17 protein-coding genes, 1 tRNA gene and 1 rRNA gene are annotated in these 15,414 nt (G+C 64.8%); 7 read left to right on the top strand and 12 right to left on the bottom strand.

Features of this window, described 5'->3' with window-relative positions:
• The first annotated feature begins 115 nt into the window (after positions 1-115).
• The 4 genes from rrf to BLS52_RS18290 all read left to right on the top strand — a co-directional run bounded on the left by rrf (position 116) and on the right by BLS52_RS18290 (position 2,935).
• Positions 116-232: ribosomal RNA gene (gene rrf / locus BLS52_RS08405) — 5S ribosomal RNA — on the top strand.
• A gap of 134 nt (positions 233-366) precedes the next feature.
• Positions 367-846, top strand: a complete 480-nt coding sequence (locus BLS52_RS08400) for an SRPBCC domain-containing protein (protein ID WP_090585863.1) — start codon at positions 367-369, stop codon at positions 844-846.
• Complete coding sequence (locus BLS52_RS08395; RefSeq protein WP_090585861.1) at positions 846-2,237, top strand: FAD-binding oxidoreductase; 1,392 nt, start codon at positions 846-848, stop codon at positions 2,235-2,237. Before BLS52_RS08400 ends, BLS52_RS08395 begins: the two co-directional genes overlap by 1 nt.
• A 65-nt stretch (positions 2,238-2,302) precedes the next feature.
• Positions 2,303-2,935: a hypothetical protein gene (locus BLS52_RS18290; protein WP_139186243.1), complete on the top strand. Its 633-nt coding sequence runs from the start codon at positions 2,303-2,305 to the stop codon at positions 2,933-2,935.
• Between the two features lie 3 nt (positions 2,936-2,938).
• Here BLS52_RS18290 and BLS52_RS08385 read toward each other — a convergent pair whose 3' ends face one another.
• The 4 genes from BLS52_RS08385 to BLS52_RS08370 form a co-directional block, all read right to left on the bottom strand.
• A complete protein-coding gene (locus BLS52_RS08385) occupies positions 2,939-4,297 on the bottom strand; it encodes a DUF4032 domain-containing protein (protein ID WP_090585857.1) in 1,359 nt (452 codons plus the stop codon).
• A 106-nt stretch (positions 4,298-4,403) separates the two neighbouring features.
• Positions 4,404-5,492 (bottom strand): ABC transporter ATP-binding protein, encoded by a 1,089-nt coding sequence (locus BLS52_RS08380; protein WP_090585855.1) that lies wholly within the window; start codon positions 5,490-5,492, stop codon positions 4,404-4,406.
• Between the two features lie 138 nt (positions 5,493-5,630).
• The gene (gene otsB / locus BLS52_RS08375; protein ID WP_090585853.1) at positions 5,631-6,416 is read right to left on the bottom strand and encodes a trehalose-phosphatase; all 786 of its coding nucleotides are present in this window, start codon (positions 6,414-6,416) and stop codon (positions 5,631-5,633) included.
• The gene (locus BLS52_RS08370; RefSeq protein ID WP_090585851.1) at positions 6,409-7,854 is read right to left on the bottom strand and encodes an alpha,alpha-trehalose-phosphate synthase (UDP-forming); all 1,446 of its coding nucleotides are present in this window, start codon (positions 7,852-7,854) and stop codon (positions 6,409-6,411) included. Before BLS52_RS08370 ends, otsB begins: the two co-directional genes overlap by 8 nt.
• 146 nt (positions 7,855-8,000) lie before the next feature.
• On the opposite strand from BLS52_RS08370, the gene BLS52_RS08365 reads away from it, so the two are divergent.
• Both BLS52_RS08365 and BLS52_RS08360 read left to right on the top strand, forming a co-directional pair.
• The gene (locus tag BLS52_RS08365; RefSeq protein ID WP_090585848.1) at positions 8,001-8,861 is read left to right on the top strand and encodes a DsbA family protein; all 861 of its coding nucleotides are present in this window, start codon (positions 8,001-8,003) and stop codon (positions 8,859-8,861) included.
• Between the two features lie 105 nt (positions 8,862-8,966).
• Positions 8,967-9,043, top strand: a tRNA-Thr gene (locus BLS52_RS08360).
• Between the two features lie 169 nt (positions 9,044-9,212).
• Here BLS52_RS08360 and BLS52_RS08355 read toward each other — a convergent pair.
• The 8 genes from BLS52_RS08355 to BLS52_RS08320 all read right to left on the bottom strand — a co-directional run bounded on the left by BLS52_RS08355 (position 9,213) and on the right by BLS52_RS08320 (position 14,204).
• Positions 9,213-9,812: a uracil-DNA glycosylase family protein gene (locus tag BLS52_RS08355; RefSeq protein ID WP_090585847.1), complete on the bottom strand. Its 600-nt coding sequence runs from the start codon at positions 9,810-9,812 to the stop codon at positions 9,213-9,215.
• A gap of 116 nt (positions 9,813-9,928) precedes the next feature.
• Entirely contained in the window at positions 9,929-10,240 is a 312-nt protein-coding gene (locus BLS52_RS08350; protein ID WP_026544691.1) for a hypothetical protein, read from the bottom strand.
• Positions 10,241-10,303: 63 nt separating this feature from the next.
• Complete coding sequence (locus tag BLS52_RS08345) at positions 10,304-10,906, bottom strand: hypothetical protein (RefSeq protein ID WP_139186242.1); 603 nt, start codon at positions 10,904-10,906, stop codon at positions 10,304-10,306.
• A complete protein-coding gene (locus BLS52_RS08340; protein ID WP_139186241.1) occupies positions 10,903-11,349 on the bottom strand; it encodes a hypothetical protein in 447 nt (148 codons plus the stop codon). Before BLS52_RS08340 ends, BLS52_RS08345 begins: the two co-directional genes overlap by 4 nt.
• 76 nt (positions 11,350-11,425) lie before the next feature.
• A complete protein-coding gene (locus tag BLS52_RS08335; RefSeq protein WP_342707436.1) occupies positions 11,426-11,767 on the bottom strand; it encodes a hypothetical protein in 342 nt (113 codons plus the stop codon).
• 42 nt (positions 11,768-11,809) lie between these two features.
• Positions 11,810-12,229 carry a hypothetical protein gene (locus tag BLS52_RS08330; RefSeq protein ID WP_090585839.1) on the bottom strand — a complete coding sequence of 140 codons (420 nt, stop codon included), beginning with the start codon at positions 12,227-12,229 and terminating at the stop codon, positions 11,810-11,812.
• A gap of 122 nt (positions 12,230-12,351) precedes the next feature.
• On the bottom strand, positions 12,352-13,203 hold the full coding sequence (locus BLS52_RS08325; RefSeq protein ID WP_090585836.1) for an NAD-dependent epimerase/dehydratase family protein: 852 nt from the start codon (positions 13,201-13,203) through the stop codon (positions 12,352-12,354).
• A complete protein-coding gene (locus BLS52_RS08320) occupies positions 13,200-14,204 on the bottom strand; it encodes an aldo/keto reductase family protein (protein ID WP_090585893.1) in 1,005 nt (334 codons plus the stop codon). Before BLS52_RS08320 ends, BLS52_RS08325 begins: the two co-directional genes overlap by 4 nt.
• A gap of 120 nt (positions 14,205-14,324) precedes the next feature.
• Here BLS52_RS08320 and BLS52_RS08315 point away from each other — a divergent pair, with 120 nt between their 5' ends.
• Positions 14,325-15,398 (top strand): lipid II:glycine glycyltransferase FemX, encoded by a 1,074-nt coding sequence (locus BLS52_RS08315; protein ID WP_090585834.1) that lies wholly within the window; start codon positions 14,325-14,327, stop codon positions 15,396-15,398.
• The last annotated feature ends 16 nt before the right edge of the window (positions 15,399-15,414 follow it).

Raw genomic sequence — 15,414 nt, 5'->3', positions numbered from 1 at the left:
ATTCCCCGGTGCCGCCGAAAAACACAACATCATAGAGAAGTTGTAACCAAAGACTTCCCACCCCCACACGTACACCATTACGGTGCACGTACCACAGGGGGACGGGTAACAGGGTTACGGCGGTCATAGCGTGGGGGAAACGCCCGGTCCCATTCCGAACCCGGAAGCTAAGACCCACAGCGCCGATGGTACTGCACCCGAGAGAGTGTGGGAGAGTAGGACACCGCCGGACAACACTTAAAAACGCTGAGGCTCCGACACCACCGTCGGAGCCTCAGCCATTTAACCCACCACACCGGCAGCCCGCCGGGTATATGAGCCACCCGGTATTTAGGCCACCTCCGGCCGCCGCACTACAGTTCCACTATGGACAGCATCTTTTCCCATCAGAGCGTCGACGGAATGGACGGTGACGCTGAAGGGCCCCCACCGGCCACCACCGTGGAAATCACGGTCCCCCGCGACGTCGCGGACGCATTCGCCGGGTTCACCGATGGAATCCACCTGTGGTGGCCCGTCAGTCTGACTCACTTCGGTGAGGGCACCCATCCGGAGTTCACCGACGGCGAGCTGTTCGAAGAGGACGCATCGGGGAGGACGCGTCTTTGGGCTACCGTCCTCGGGTCGCCGTCCGCGAATGAACTGCAGCTGGCCTGGCACCATCGGGGCAATCCGGATCTGTCGACCCGCGTCTCCATCTCGTTCACGCCGGCTGAATCCGGCACCCGCCTGACCCTGACGCAGGACGGCTGGGCCGCGGGGGAGACCGGGGTGGAACAGCGCGCTGCCGCTCCGGACTGGGAAGCTGCTCTCTTCTCCTACCGGCGTTTCATGGGTGGTGCGTGATGACCCCTGGGACAGCACACCACGGACCTGCGGCGGTGGTTGAAGCGCTTCTATCGGGCGTGGGGGCATCCCGCGTTCTGACCGACCGGAACTCCCGGGGGAGCTACGCCCGCGACCAGGGTCCTCTCACGGAGCCGGCCGAGCCCGCCGTCGTCGTGCTTGCTGAAAATGTGGACGAGGTCCAGCACGTGATGCGGTGCGCACACCGGCTGGGAGTGCCGGTTGTAGCCCGGGGCAGGGGCACCAGCCTGTCCGGCGGCGCTCATGCCGTCCCCGGGTGCATCATCCTCAGCCTCGAGCGGATGAACCGGATCATCGAGGTACGCCCGCAGGATGAGGTGGCCGTCGTCGAACCAGGAGTCATCAATGCCGACCTTAACCTTGCAGCGGCGCCGCATGGGTTGATGTACGCGCCGGACCCCGCGAGTCACGCAATCTCGACCCTCGGGGGCAACGTTGCCACCAACGCGGGCGGACTGAGATGTGCCAAGTACGGAGTGACACGGGACTCGGTACTCGCTCTCGACGTCGTGCTTGCAGATGGAACGCTCATTCATACGGGCCACGTAACCTTCAAGGGCGTGGCGGGTTATGACCTGACTGCGCTGTTTATCGGTTCGGAAGGGACGCTGGGCATTGTTGTCGGCATCACCGTGCGTCTGAAATACCTTCCGGTGGAGACCCGGACGCTTGCTGCCTTCTTCCCCGATCTGCCGGCGGCAGCCGCCGGTGTGCTGGCAATCGGCGCCGCCCGGGTCCAGCCCGCCATCCTTGAGCTTCTTGACGGCAATACCCTCGCCATCCTCGATGCGGCGTTCGACTCGCACCTGGGTGAGCGGGGAGATGCCCTGCTTCTTGTCCAGACGGACGGTTTCGGCGCAGCAGCGGAAGCCGCCGTCGTTCAGGAAGTACTCAGGGCGGTGGGCGCGACCGTCGAGGCCGAAGAGGGAGCCGAGGCCGGGATGCTGCTCGACCTGCGGCGGAACGCCAGGGGCGACGGCGTGGACGACGACTTCCGGGTAGGTGAGGACGTCGCTGTTCCGCGTTCCCAGCTGGTGCACTACGCTGCCGAGCTCGAGCGGATCGCCCGCGACCTCGGCGTTCGGCTTCGCCTGGTTGCACACGCCGGCGACGGAAACCTGCACCCGACCTTCTGGGTGCCGCGTGACGAGGGGGTTGCTGGAACGTCCAGGCTTCACGCGGCACTGGACGAGTCCGTGAAGGTCGCACTGGGCCTGGGCGGCACGATCACCGGTGAGCACGGCGTCGGTCAGTACAAGCTCAAATGGCTGCCATGGGAACAAAGCCCCGACGTAATAGACCTGCAACGGCGCATCAAGGAAGCTTTCGACCCCCGGGGCATCCTTAATCCGGGCAAGGCCATCTCCTGAGGAGCCGGGCTGCCTTCCAGGCGTCTGTCGGGAACGGCGGATAGACTGGACGGAGCCGGCAGCGCATGATCGGTGGGCATTGCAGCGGCAGCATCAGACGTGAGAAATGGGGACATACCGTGACAGACAACCCTACCGGCCAATCTGGCCAACCGGACGGTACCAACGGCGGCAAGGACAACTCCTCCCGCTATCCCGCGGGGCAGCAGTGGCAGCAGCCCTCTTCCTCGAATGAGCCACAGGGGCAGGCAGCGCCGAGTCAGCCTTATGGACAGCAGCCCCCTGGGTACGGACAACCCTATGGTCAGCAGCCGCCCACAGGATACGGCCAGACGCAGGGCTCCCCGTATGGAAGCCCCGGCGGATATGGCGGCTATGGGCAGCCGGCAGAGAACCCGGGAAAAACACTGGGCATTGTCGGTCTGATCTGCTCGATCATCTGGCCCATCTCCATCGTTGGCCTGATCATTTCCATTATCGCGATGGTGAAGTCGAGGAAAGCGGGAATGGGCAACGGCTTTGCCCTCGCCGGAATCATCATCGGAGCGATCGGCGTGATCACCGGCATCATCGCGGTGATTGGCCTGATTGCGCTGATCCCCTTTTCGCAGGAAGTTATTGAATTCTGCCAGACCGCAGGTCCCGGTGTGCAGGAGTTCCAGGGCCAGGAGATCGACTGCAGCCAGCTGATGCCATAGGCGTCAGCTGCCCTCCTGTGCACCGCCGCTGATGATGTTCAGTGTCTTGGTGTCGGCCGTCAGCATGATCGCTGCCTCATCGCGCCGGTGGCGCAGCACCGAGTCGAGATAGGACTGCACGGCCTCGGCGAGCGGCACGTTGCGGTCCTGCTTTTCCGACATGTACCAGCGGTGCTCGAGCACCTCGTGAACCACTTCTGCGGGCTCGAGCTTGCCGCCGAGCTCGCGGGGAACCGCCCGCACAATGGGCTCGAAGACGTGGGCTACCCACTGGTGCGCGCTGATCTCCTCATCAAGCTCCGGGGTGTTGTCGGCCCGGTAGGCATCCATGTCATTCAGCAGGCGCCGGGCCTGGTTCTCCTGGGCGTCGATACCCGTAAGGCGGATCAGCCGGCGGCTGTGGTGCCCGGCGTCGACCACTTTGGGCTGGAGCTGGATCTGGGAGCTCTCGGAGACGGTCTTGATGGCGTACTCCTCGACGTCGAACCCGAGGTCATTGAGGCGGCGGATCCTCGCGTTCACCCGCCAACGTTCGCCGAGCTCGAAGGACTCCTGCTCCGTGAGTTCGGCCCACAACCGCCGGTAGCTGTCCATGATGAGTTCGCTGGTGGCCAGCGGATCCACCTTCTCCTCGATGAGCCCGCCCTCGGCCAGGTCCATGAGTTCGCCGGCGATGTTGACCCGTGCAATTTCGAGATCGTATTCGCGCTGCCCGGTGGACAGCTCCGGGTACAGTTCACCGGTCTCGGCGTCCACGAGGTAGGCGGCGAAAGCCCCGGCGTCGCGCCTGAACAGTGTGTTCGAGAGTGATACGTCGCCCCAGTAGAAGCCGATGAGGTGAAGACGGACAAGGAGGAGCGCCTGTGCGTCAATAAGACGGGTCAGCGTATCTTTCCGAAGCATCTGCGAAAAGAGTGCACGGTACGGCATCGAGAATTTCAGATGGCGCGTTACGAGCACAGGGTTCAGGTCATCGCCGTCGAGCGTCTTCCGGCCTGAGATCACGGCGACGGGCTCCACGCACGGTACATCGAGACGCTGCAGCTTGCGCAGCATGTGATATTCATGCCGCGCGATATGCTCGCTGGTCTCCTTCACCGCGATCACCGATCCACCGAGGTGGGCAAACCGGACAATGTGGCGGGAGATGCCACGGGGAAGGGCCGCGAGGTACTCAGCAGGCCATTCCTCCAGGGCGAGGTGCCACGGCAGGTCGAGCAGTTCCGGATCCGTTGCCGCGGCCAGGATGTTCAGTGAGCCAAGGGAACCCTCCGCAAGGGCGCTCCGGTTTCGCGGCAACTTGCCCGGCTGATCATAATCCGTTGGCTCGTGATGCCAATTGGCTTGGGTTGAGTCAGTCATGGTGATCAATAAGTCCTGTCAACGACGGTGGCCCCTGCCGGTTGAGTTTACCGTCAACCAGCAGGGGCCACCGCGGAATGTGTACCGAACCGCTAAAGGGCGGGAATTACACGTGGTCAGCCAGGCGCAGCCCGTCCTTGGTGTCGAACAGGTGCACGTGCCCCTTCTCCGGGCGCACGTACACGGTGTCGCCCTTCATCGGTGGGCGGCGGCCGTCGACGCGGGCCACGATGTCGTGGTCCCGGCCGTCAAGCGTGGTGTGGCCGTAGAGGTAGGCATCCGCGCCCAGTTCCTCGACGACGTCAACCTCAACCCGGAGGCCTTCACCTGCCGGAGCGAGGCCCAGATCCTCGGGCCGGACGCCGAGGGTTACGGTGCTGCCGTGTGCGGAGCTCAGCACCTCGCGCGGGACGGGGTAGGTGGTGTCACCGAACTTCACGCCTGCCTCGGTGGTGGGCAGCTCCAGGAGGTTCATCGCGGGTGAACCGATGAAGCCCGCCACGAAGACGTTCTTGGGGCGCTCGTAGAGGTTGCGCGGGGTGTCCACCTGCTGGAGGATGCCGTCCTTGAGGACTGCAACGCGGTCTCCCATGGTCATGGCCTCGACCTGGTCGTGGGTCACGTACACAGTGGTGACTCCGAGGCGGCGGGTCAGCGAAGCGATCTGCGTACGGGTCTGCACGCGGAGCTTGGCGTCGAGGTTGGACAGCGGCTCATCCATCAGGAAGACCTGCGGGTTACGGACGATCGCGCGACCCATGGCAACACGCTGGCGCTGGCCGCCGGAGAGTGCCTTCGGCTTGCGGTCCAGGTAGTCCTCAAGGTCGAGGAGCTTGGCGGCTTCACGCACCCGCTGTGCGCGCTCTTCCTTCGAGACACCGGCGATCTTCAGGGCGAAGCCCATGTTGTCGGCAACGGACATGTGGGGGTACAGCGCGTAGTTCTGGAAGACCATCGCGATGTCGCGGTCTTTCGGAGGAACATCGGTGACGTCGCGGTCACCGATGAGGATGCGGCCGGAGTTGACGTCTTCCAGGCCGGCCAGCATGCGGAGGGAGGTGGACTTTCCGCAACCGGAGGGTCCAACGAGGACGAGGAATTCGCCGTCTGCGATCTCGATGTTGAGCTTGTCTACGGCGGGCTTCTCGGTGCCCGGGTACAGGCGCGTAGCCTGGTCAAACGTTACCGTTGCCATTTTTCTTATCCTTTTCACGGGCAGGTACGTGCCCGACGATCCGTTGTGAATGGAAAATATTCAGTTGGAGTGATTCAGTACGGAGGCCGGGTTCGACCCACCGTGAACTGCGTCACAAGAACCGAGTATGGCATGAAGTCAGGCCCGGGCGCCAGCACGGCGTAATGTGACCAGCTCCTCGAGGACCTGCACCAGCTGTTCCGGGGACTCGATGCGATAGTTCGCCGCGGTCTCGCCATCGCCGACCTTGATGCCGACATCGGGGGCTGTGAGCGTCTTCAACGCGTGCTCGTCAGTGACGTCATCACCGGCGAACACCACGGCCGTGGCTCCCACCAGCTGACGCAGTGACTCCAGCCCGGTGCCCTTGTCTGCCTGCACCACGGAGAGCTCAAGAACATTCTTTCCATCGCTCAGGTGCACTCCATCCAGCGAGGACACCTCGGTGCGGGCAACCGAGGCGGCGGCCTCGGCCGTCTCGGCGTCAGCCGTTCTGGTGTGCAGTACGACTCCGGCCGGTTTCAGTTCGAGGAGCGTGCCGGGATGGGCATCCACGACCTTCCGGACCGCGTCGGTGGCCCGCTGCAGGATCTCCGTCTGTGACGGCGTCAGTTCCAGGGGTGCGCCGTCAGGCCCGGTCCAGGTTTCAGCGCCGTGGCTGCCGATAAGGAGGGTCTCGGGTTCCGGCGAGGCAACCGCACGCAGGCTGTCCAGCGCACGCCCGGAGATGAGCGCCGTCGTCGTACGTGGAATTTGCGCAAGCTCCCGCAGCGCAGCCGCGGAACCGGGCAGCGCCCTGGCGTCCTCCGCCCGGTCAACGAGGGGCGACATGGTGCCGTCGAAATCGAGTGCGACCAGCAGTGTATCGGTGGCCGCCGCCGTCGCCAGCGCGGAGAGCAGTTCGGGGCTGAGCGGCTCAGACAAGGATTTCCTCCCGGGCGCCGTCCTGCAGCTCGGTGAGGAAGGCCTGCGACCATCGTTCGACGTCGTTCTGCAGCACCTGGCGGCGCATGGTCCGCATGCGGCGGGTTGCCTCCGACGGGCTCATATCGAGCGCACCGCGGATGGCGCTCTTGAGTCCGTCGATGTCATGCGGGTTGACGAGGATGGCCTGGCGCAGCGTGTCCGCGGCTCCCGCGAACTCACTCAGTACCAGGGCGCCGCGGTTGCCGGTGCGGGCCGCAACGTACTCCTTCGCCACGAGGTTCATGCCGTCACGGAGGGCGGTGACGAGCATGACGTCGGCCGCCAGGTACAGTGCCACCATTTCCTCGACTGGATAGCTGTGGTGAAGGTAGCGGATGGCAGTGTTCTTGATGGTGTCGTAGGTGCCGTTGATGCGGCCGACGGCGCCCTCCACCTCTTCACGCAGGAGCCGGTATTGCTCCACCCGCTCGCGGCTGGGGCTTGCGACCTGGATGAGGGCCGCATCCTCCACGTGGATGATCCCGTCGGCGAGAAGCTCCTCGTAGGCCTTGAGGCGATGCCCGATGCCCTTGGTGTAGTCCAAGCGGTCAACGCCGAGCAGGATGTGCTTCGGGTTGCCGAGTTCCCGGCGGATCTCCTGGGAACGCTCGATGATGTCGGGGCGGTTCGCGAGATCGACGATGCGCTGTACGTCGATGGAAATGGGGAACGCTTCGGCACGCGACACGTAGTCCGGTGCGCCGTCGACGCCCTTCACCTGCACCTGCTGCTGGCGAACCGCCAGGCCAAGGAAACGGCGGACGCAGCGCAGGAAGTTGCTGGCATCGCTGGGCCGCTGGAAACCGATCAGGTCGGCGCCGAGCAGGCCCTCGATCACCTGGCGCCGCCAGGGGAGTTGCGCGTAGATCTCCAGCGGCGGGAAGGGGATGTGGTTGAAGAAGCCGATCTTGAGATCCGGCCGGGCCTCGCGGAGCAGCTTGGGGACTAGCTGAAGCTGGTAGTCCTGCACCCAGACGGTGGCGCCCTCCGCTGCGATGGCCGCCGTCCGCTCCGCAAAGCGTTCGTTGACCTTCCGGTATGAATCCCACCAGTGGCGATGGAACTCCGGCGGGGCGATGACGTCGTGGTAAAGCGGCCACAGCGTGGCGTTGGAGAAACCCTCGTAGTAGAACTCGACCTCATCAGCGCTCAGCGGAACGGGTACCAGCCGGATGTCGGTGTGATCAAATGAATCGAGGGTTTCATCGGGAGCGCCGTGCCATCCCACCCAGGCGCCGTCCGCCTTCTCCATCACCGGAGCGAGCGCGGTGACCAGACCGCCGGGTGACCTCCGCCAGGTGCCGTTGCCGTCGTCGTCGTTCACGCGGTCAACCGGAAGCCGGTTGGACACGACTATGAATTCAAACTCACCGTATGTGGTGTCACCTGATTGCATACTGTCTCCCCTGACGATGGTAGGCCTACTGATGACTTTAGCCGGTTGGGCGGAGCGGCCGCGCGGTGCGGCTGGACGGGATACGGCTGCGCGGAGGCGTCGCCTAAAGTGGTTTGGATACGTAACCGCGTGAACAACGAGGACTGATGAGCTCAAGCAACCCGAGACCCAGCAAAGCCCAACGGAAATCGGAAGCGCGCGAGCAGGCGCGGCTGGCGATGGAGGAGCGGGACCGGCGCCAGAAGCGGGCCTCCTTTCTGATCAAGTGGGGCGTTGTGGCGGCGGTCATCGCCATCCTCGTGATCATTGGCCTTATCGTCGCAGGCAACATCCGGAGCCAGGTCCCCGAGGCCGGACCCGCTCCGGCACACGGCAACGAGTTCGGAGGTATCACGCTGACCTCCACAACGGAGCTGGCGGCCACGGACGTGCAGACGGTGGACATCGCCACCCTGCCGGAGGAAGCAGCCAGCCCCGCGGATCCGCCGCCCGGCGTGAGCGCGGCCGGCGCCGATGAGCCGGTGCAGGTTGTGGCCTATGTGGACGTCAACTGTGTGCACTGCGCCAACTTCGAGCGGACCCACGCGGAGCAGATCCAGACCTGGCTGGACGAGGGAGCCATCACCTTCGAATACCGGAACGTGGCGTACCTCGATGCCAACTCGCAGACGGACTACTCCTCGCGCGGAGCAGCCGCCCTGGCATGCGTTGCGGACGCGTCGCCCGGCGCCTACTGGGACTTCTCCGCGGCGGTGTTCGGCAACTTCGAAAACGGTGAACTGTCGGATGCCGAGCTGGCGGAGCTGGCGGCGGCAGTGGGTGCCGAAGACATCTCCACCTGCCTGGCGGAGGGCACCTTCCGGCCGTGGGCGCAGTTTGGAACCCAGGCAGCGGAGACCTACGGCGTGGGCGGGACCCCCACGGTATTCGTGGACGGTGAGGAAGTTCCGGATGCAGTGAGCGAATTCGCCGCCGTGACCCAGGCGAAAATCGACGAGAAAAGCTGAAGCCCGCCCGCGGGCTGATTTCCCGCCTGCGGCGGCGCTGGGCTAATCTTGTGTAGCGCTGTCAACGTCACCCACGACGACGGCGCACGCTGGCTTAGCCAGTGCGCCTCCTTAGCTCAGTTGGCCAGAGCACCGCTCTTGTAAAGCGGGGGTCGTCGGTTCGAATCCGACAGGGGGCTCCATCATATCCCGCCCGGACGGGCGTTTCCCGGGCCAGACTGTGCCCGCAAGCCGGGAGAGATTCCGGGCAGACAGCTCTCACAGGTGCCGGACGGGCGTACAGCCACCCTCACCGATGGCAGGGCACAGCCGACCGGGCGCAGCGCTCAGCCAGCCAGCCGATCGCAGTACTCAGCCGACAAGGCGCTTTGCGCGCTCGACAGCCTTTCGGAGTTCGTCCTGCTTGGTCTTGCGGGAGAGCGACTGCGGGCCCACCCCGGGCGCCTTGATTACTGTGACGCGCGGAACGCGGTCCTGCAGGTGCTTGTCCCAGGTCTGTTGCACGGCGTCGCTGCAGAGCAGCACCACCTCGAGGCGCGGCAGGAGCCGCAGGACCGAGCCGAGCGCTTTTGCACCGGCGGTACGGTTGTCCGCATTCGGGTTGGGAGCCAGGAACGGAACCATGTTCCACATGAGAACGCCCTCGTGCAGTCCGGCAGAATCCCGTTCGATCCAGCACCGCTCGGCAGAGCTGTCGGGGTTGTCCACGGAAACAAAACCGGTGCCGTTATCGGAGAAAACGTCCTCTGCCGGGCGGTCGAGAACAAACAGGACGCGTGCCTGGTCGCCGGCGTCAGCCGGATCGAAGTGCGGGACGGGGGTGGAGCGAGTGGCTGCGTAGCCTGCCCGCCACTCTTCCAGGCTCTGAATGTGCGGCGCGGTCGCCAACATGGATTTGCGGTTCTCGAGAACCGCATCATCGGCCAGGGCTTGCGGGTGATCGAGGTACATACCTCCACTGTATCCGGGTGCAGTCACTTCGCATGCGTCGGGTTCCGAGTTATCTGCCCGCCAGGGGCTGCAGACGGGGCGGGGCCGTCTGGGAAGGCACCTCTGCCGGTGAAGAATCAGGCAGCTCGTGCCCAGGTGACGCTGTGGCCCCACCCGCCGTGGTCGACGTCCAGCGGGCGGCCGTCCCCGTCATAGCAGGTATCCACGGGTTCGCCGTAGGCCTCGCATCCGGTGTCCGTGCACCGCTCGGACAGGGTGCCGGAAAACACATTGGCGAACTCGAGTTCCCACTGATCCACCTGGCACAGCGCCCAGGCATCGCCGCCGTCGGCGAGGCTGCGGAGTTCCTCGATGGAGTACCTTCGCCCGCGTTCCGGGTGCCGGACAGCGGGCGGGGGAGTGATGGCGGAAGCAGATGATGTATTCATGCGACCAAGGTACTGCGCGGCTCTGACATTCCTGCCGGGCGGGGTCGGCGAGTCAGGAATCAGTCACTGACCAACCGGCCGCAGTGCCGATTGGACGGCTACGATATCCGGCCCGTACCGGGCGTCGTAGGTGCTCTGGAGAGTCCCGTCGTCGTACTCCACGGTGATGAAGAGATAGCCGTTCTCCACCCATGACATGAGCACGCCGCCGGGCTCCGCGCCCGCGAGCTCCTGCTGCAGTGCCTCCAGTTGGGCCTCGCTGCCGGCGCCGGGGTTGGCGGGGTCGGTGCGTGGATCAATAGTCGCCGGAGGGTCGTAAAGGGCCAGCGGAACAGGCGGTTGGGTCAGCGTGAAGGCGGTGCCGTCCCAGGTTCCCTGCACGGCGTAGGTGCCCCAGGTGACTCCCGCGGCGGTTTCCGACTGGTCCACGGCGGTCCAGTCCCAACCGATGATCTCAGGGCCGGAGCACTGGGGCGGATAGGACTCCATCACGGCTCCGAGGCACAGCCTCGCCATGCCGTCTCCATCCGAGATCACGGTGCCCTGCCCGATCAGTTCCTCCGAGGGCGACGGCGGGTCTGAGCCCGCGTTTCCGCCCGGCACTGCCACCGCACCGCACCCGGAAAGCAGCAGCGCGGCCGCCGCGGCAATGATGAGCGCTTTCACCACACTGTCTCCAGATCAGCGTGCACGGCAGCGAGCAGGCGCTCGCGGTCGTCCAGCAGATCGACGGGCCGTTCACCATGAAGGCAGCCGTTCGGAACGCAGAACCACTGCAGGATGTGACGGTCCTTCCAGCCACCGTCCAGGCCGATCTGCGCTACCTCGGCCACGATGGGACGCACCGTGCGTGCGGCGGCATCGAACTGGAATCCCGGATACAGGACGCGCCCGGCCTTGGTGGCGACGCCGAGGATCCGGCGTTCAGCGGCGAGGCAACCGGCGGGCGGCCAATGCGGGCCAAGGAGCGCGTCCACCTCGGAACCGCTGAGTAGCCCGAATTCGAGCTCGATCGCGACCCACCGCGCGCAAGCCGCCCTGATGGACCGGGACACCGCGTCCTGGTAAGCAGTCGCCTCACGTACGACCCTGGGGGAGCCGCCTCTCATAGAGACAACGTACTGCTAGCGCGCGGTCAATTGAACACTTGATGGACAATCGACATCGAAACGCTACCTGGCGGAATTACGACGACGGCGCGCAGGCCTCATTCAGTGACTCCACCGACTCCGCGGGCACCTCGTCCCCGGCCGCGGCGATATCCCGAAGCGGGTCGGTGATCTCAGCAGGAACCCCGGCTGTCTCGGCTGCGTCGACCAGCGAACCGAGCATTTCCGCATCCTCCGCGCTGATATTGCCGTCACTGACCAGGGCGCAGACCTGGGACTCAACTTCTTCTGCGGCCGCCCCCGCCACCTGGGAAGCGGCGTCGCCGGCTATCCCGCCGGCAGTTTCCTCGATCTGGCTGCAGCCCATGAGGAGGGCGGAAAAGGGCACGAGCAGGGACAGCGCAACGAGTTTCTTCACGATTTCCACTCTACGGGGAGTGCTCCGGCCGCGGCGCCGCTGCTACCGGTCCAGGTCCTCCGGTTCAAACTGGCTCAGCGGTGATCCGCCGAAGTTGGCGCCGTCATCGCTTGCGTCGACTTCCTCATCGCTCATCGGCTCACCGAAGTCGACGTCAGCCGCAGCCTCGCCGATGGTCGGTTCTTCCGGCGGAACCTGCTCCTCGCCTTCACGGAAGCGGGCTTCCTCGGTCTCGTCGCGCAGGCTCTGGTCGCTTTCCTCCAGACCTGCGCCGGCTCCCGGCTCATCCTGCAGCAGCGGATCCTGCTGCCAGTTGTCCGGGTTGTTCTCCGCGGCAGTGGGGTAGCTGTCCGGCTGCCCGTCCTTCACCGGGTCGAGAGCCTCCGGCGCAATCGACTCATCCACCGCGTCCGGCTCCTCGCCGACCACGGTCAGTTCCTCATCGGGAAGATTCTCAGTCATGATCGATCCTTTCGACGATTGCACTTCGGAGCGACGCCCCGAAACCAGTAAGCCTACTGATCATTTGGATGCCCGGCTAGTCCGGCGGGGCCTGCGGATGCTCCGAAGACCCCGCCGGCGAGTTAGCTGCCGGCGTGATCCCGCCAACTGTGCCGCGGTTCGAAGCCGAGCACCCGCCGGGCCTTGTCGATGGACAGGAGCGTCTCATGCTCGCCTACGTCCCTGACCACTTCGACGTCGGGAAACACCTCGGCGGCCAGGGAGGCGCTCGAGCGGCTCATTACAGTGTCTGATGCCGCGATGATGAACCGGTCGAAACCGTTCTGCGCGTTTTCCAGGGCGCGCAGAACGGCCTGGGCACCGTCCCGACCGTCGATGTAGCCCCACAGGTTCCACTTCCGCAGCATCGGATCCGCATCAAAGGAGGGGAAATCGGCGTAATCCTCGGGGTCCATCACATTGGAAAACCGCAGGGCGGTGATGCTCAGTGCCGGGTCCCAGCGGGTGAGCTGGATGGCCATCTGCTCCTCGAGGTGTTTCACCAGCGAATAGGTGCTCTCGGGGCGGGCGTCATACTCCTCGTCGACCGGGATGTACGGCGGCGCCTCATCGAACGGCAGCCCGAGGACGGTCTCGCTGGAGGCGTAGACAATCCTCGTGACCCCAGCCCGCCTGCACGCCTGGAAGACGTTGTAGGTGGCCAGCATGTTGTTGTGGAAAGTGGCCGCATCCGCCCGAAGGCCGGGAGCCGGGATGGCCGCCAGATGCACGACGGCGTCAAAACCCGAGTGCCGGTCATCCACTCCCAGAATGGCGTCCACAACATCGCCGTAGTTGGTGAGGTCGATTGCGAGGAAATCCCGTCCGCGCTCGCCCTGCAGGTCAAGGCCGAGCACCTCATGCCCCGCCTCCTGAAGCCCGGCTACGACGCTGCGCCCCAGTTTGCCGCTGGAGCCGGTGACAGCAACCCTCATGCCTGGCGCGTCTCGGGAGAGGTGGTCTTTGCCGGGTCGGTCTCGGCGAGGTGCCCGACTGCGTCATCGATCTTCTGCATCACCGCCGGGTCCAGCTTCACCCCGGCGGCGGCAACGTTGGATTCGACCTGCTCAGGACGCGAAGCGCCGATGATTGCGGAAGCGACGTTGGGGTTCTGCAGGACCCAGGCGATGGCAAGCTGTGCCATCGTGAGACCGGCTTCCTCGGCGATCGGCTGGAGCTTCTGGACGCCGGTGAGGACGTCATCGGACATCCAGCGCTTGATCATATCCGCACCGCCCTTGTCGTCAGCTGCGCGCGAGCCCTGCTCCGGCGCCTGTCCCGGCGTGTATTTGCCGGTGAGCACTCCCTGTGCGACGGGGGACCAGACAATCTGGGAGATGCCGAGTTCCTCCGACGTCGGCACCACCTTTTCCTCGATCACCCGCCACAGCATTGAATACTGGGGCTGGTTGGAGATGAGCTGGAAGCCCAGCTCCCGGGCGAGTGCGGCTCCGTCCCGCAACTGCTCGGCCGTCCACTCGCTCACGCCGATGTACAGCGCCTTGCCCTGCCGGACAACGTCGGCGAAGGCCTGCATTGTCTCCTCGAGCGGCGTCTCGAAGTCGAAGCGGTGCGCCTGGTACAGGTCAACGTAATCGGTCTGCAACCGCTGCAGTGAGCCGTCAATCGATTCCATGATGTGTTTGCGGGACAGCCCGGTGTCATTGTGGCCCTTCGGCCCGGTGGGCCCATACACCTTGGTGAAGATTTCCAGCGACTGCCGGCGCTCGCCCTTGAGGGCTTCACCCAGAACTGTTTCCGCTGCCGTATTGGCGTAGACATCCGCCGTATCGAAGGTGCTGATTCCGGCGTCGAGCGCGGCGCGCACGCACTGGGCTGCGACGTCGTTCTCCACTTGTGAGCCGTGGGTCAGCCAGTTTCCGTAGGTGATCTCCGAGATTTTGAGTCCGCTGTTTCCGAGGTATCTGAATTCCATGCTTTCGATGCTATCCATGGAGTTCCCCGCCGGTACAGGGCCGCCCCTCCGGGCGTGGCCCCTCCAGCGCCAACGGCTAGACTGAATCGACCGCCTGCCGACCAGTTGTGATTGAGGACCATGGGTACGTTTACTGCGCGATTTGCCACTGAGGAAGAACGCAAGAACTGGGACTCGCTGGTCACAGCCAACCCAAACGGCGGCAACCTGCTGCAGTCGGCGGCTTTCGCCGAGGTCAAGTCCCATCACGGGTGGCAGCCGCTGTTCGTCGCCTGCGAGTCAGCGGAGTACACCACCTACAATCTGGTCCTTGAAAAAAAGGTCCCGCTGCTCGGCAGCCTCTGGTACCTGATCAAGGGCCCGGACGTCGCAAGCCCCGGGGACGTCCCGGCTGTGCTGGATGCCTTCCGGACCTTCATTGAGGAGGCGAAGCTGCCGGTCTTTGCGCTCAAGATCGAGCCGGACATCGAGGACAATGCCGAGGTGCGGACTATCTTCCGCCGCGCGGGACTGGTCAAGGCGTTCAATCTCCAGCCCAACGATCACACGGCCATCCTCGACACGACGCCGGAACCCAGGCAACTGCTGCGCAACTTGCACTCACGCGGGCGCAACGCCGTCCGGCGCGCTGAGCGGGAGGGAGTCACCGTTCAGCGGATGGAGCCCACCGAGGAGAATTTCCGCACGATGTACCGGTTGATGGCGCACATTGAGGACCGGTCGGCGGCCCGGCTGCGCTCGTTCGAGTATTACCGGCGGTTCTGGTCCAACTTCGTGGCCGCGGGACAGGGCCGGCTCTACTTCGTCCACGAGGACGGCGAACCGTCGGTCGGTGCGTTTGTCATCAACTACGGCCGCAAGGGCACCTATAAGGACGGCGGGTCGAAGCCCGGGCGCTCGCAGTACGGTGACTCGCACCTCCTCCAATGGAGGGCCATCAACGATCTCAAGGAAGAGCACAATATCGTCGAGTACGACTTCTGTGGGACGCCTCCGAGCGATCAGCTGAAGGACAAGAGCCACCAGCACCACGGCCTGGGCCTGTTCAAGACCAGCTTCACCAAGACGGTCACGGACTTTGTGGGGTGCTACGACCTGGTGCTCAGCCCCATGAAGTACCGTGCGTGGCAGAAGTTGGGCGAACGGGTCCTGCGGCAGGTCTACTGGCGGCGCACCCACCAGCCGTTCTACTAAACCGGAACAATTCCGG

Source organism: Arthrobacter subterraneus (genome assembly GCF_900099735.1).
Classification (GTDB): Bacteria; Actinomycetota; Actinomycetes; order Actinomycetales; family Micrococcaceae; genus Arthrobacter_D; species Arthrobacter_D subterraneus.
The sequence above is the reverse complement of the archived record's forward strand: the minus strand, read 5'-3'. Positions and strand labels throughout refer to the sequence as shown.

What these genes read in the sequence shown, in the direction of transcription:
- BLS52_RS08315 (WP_090585834.1), top strand. Translation starts at nt 14,325, where the DNA reads ATGGGTACGTTTACTGCGCGATTTGCCACTGAGGAAGAACGCAAGAAC.
- BLS52_RS18290 (WP_139186243.1), top strand. Translation starts at nt 2,303, where the DNA reads ATGATCGGTGGGCATTGCAGCGGCAGCATCAGACGTGAGAAATGGGGA.
- BLS52_RS08395 (WP_090585861.1), top strand. Translation starts at nt 846, where the DNA reads ATGACCCCTGGGACAGCACACCACGGACCTGCGGCGGTGGTTGAAGCG.
- BLS52_RS08365 (WP_090585848.1), top strand. Translation starts at nt 8,001, where the DNA reads ATGAGCTCAAGCAACCCGAGACCCAGCAAAGCCCAACGGAAATCGGAA.
- BLS52_RS08340 (WP_139186241.1), bottom strand. Translation starts at nt 11,349, where the DNA reads ATGAGAGGCGGCTCCCCCAGGGTCGTACGTGAGGCGACTGCTTACCAG.
- BLS52_RS08355 (WP_090585847.1), bottom strand. Translation starts at nt 9,812, where the DNA reads ATGTACCTCGATCACCCGCAAGCCCTGGCCGATGATGCGGTTCTCGAG.
- BLS52_RS08350 (WP_026544691.1), bottom strand. Translation starts at nt 10,240, where the DNA reads ATGAATACATCATCTGCTTCCGCCATCACTCCCCCGCCCGCTGTCCGG.
- BLS52_RS08380 (WP_090585855.1), bottom strand. Translation starts at nt 5,492, where the DNA reads ATGGCAACGGTAACGTTTGACCAGGCTACGCGCCTGTACCCGGGCACC.
- BLS52_RS08325 (WP_090585836.1), bottom strand. Translation starts at nt 13,203, where the DNA reads ATGAGGGTTGCTGTCACCGGCTCCAGCGGCAAACTGGGGCGCAGCGTC.
- BLS52_RS08320 (WP_090585893.1), bottom strand. Translation starts at nt 14,204, where the DNA reads ATGGAATTCAGATACCTCGGAAACAGCGGACTCAAAATCTCGGAGATC.
- BLS52_RS08330 (WP_090585839.1), bottom strand. Translation starts at nt 12,229, where the DNA reads ATGACTGAGAATCTTCCCGATGAGGAACTGACCGTGGTCGGCGAGGAG.
- BLS52_RS08400 (WP_090585863.1), top strand. Translation starts at nt 367, where the DNA reads ATGGACAGCATCTTTTCCCATCAGAGCGTCGACGGAATGGACGGTGAC.
- BLS52_RS08385 (WP_090585857.1), bottom strand. Translation starts at nt 4,297, where the DNA reads ATGACTGACTCAACCCAAGCCAATTGGCATCACGAGCCAACGGATTAT.
- BLS52_RS08370 (WP_090585851.1), bottom strand. Translation starts at nt 7,854, where the DNA reads ATGCAATCAGGTGACACCACATACGGTGAGTTTGAATTCATAGTCGTG.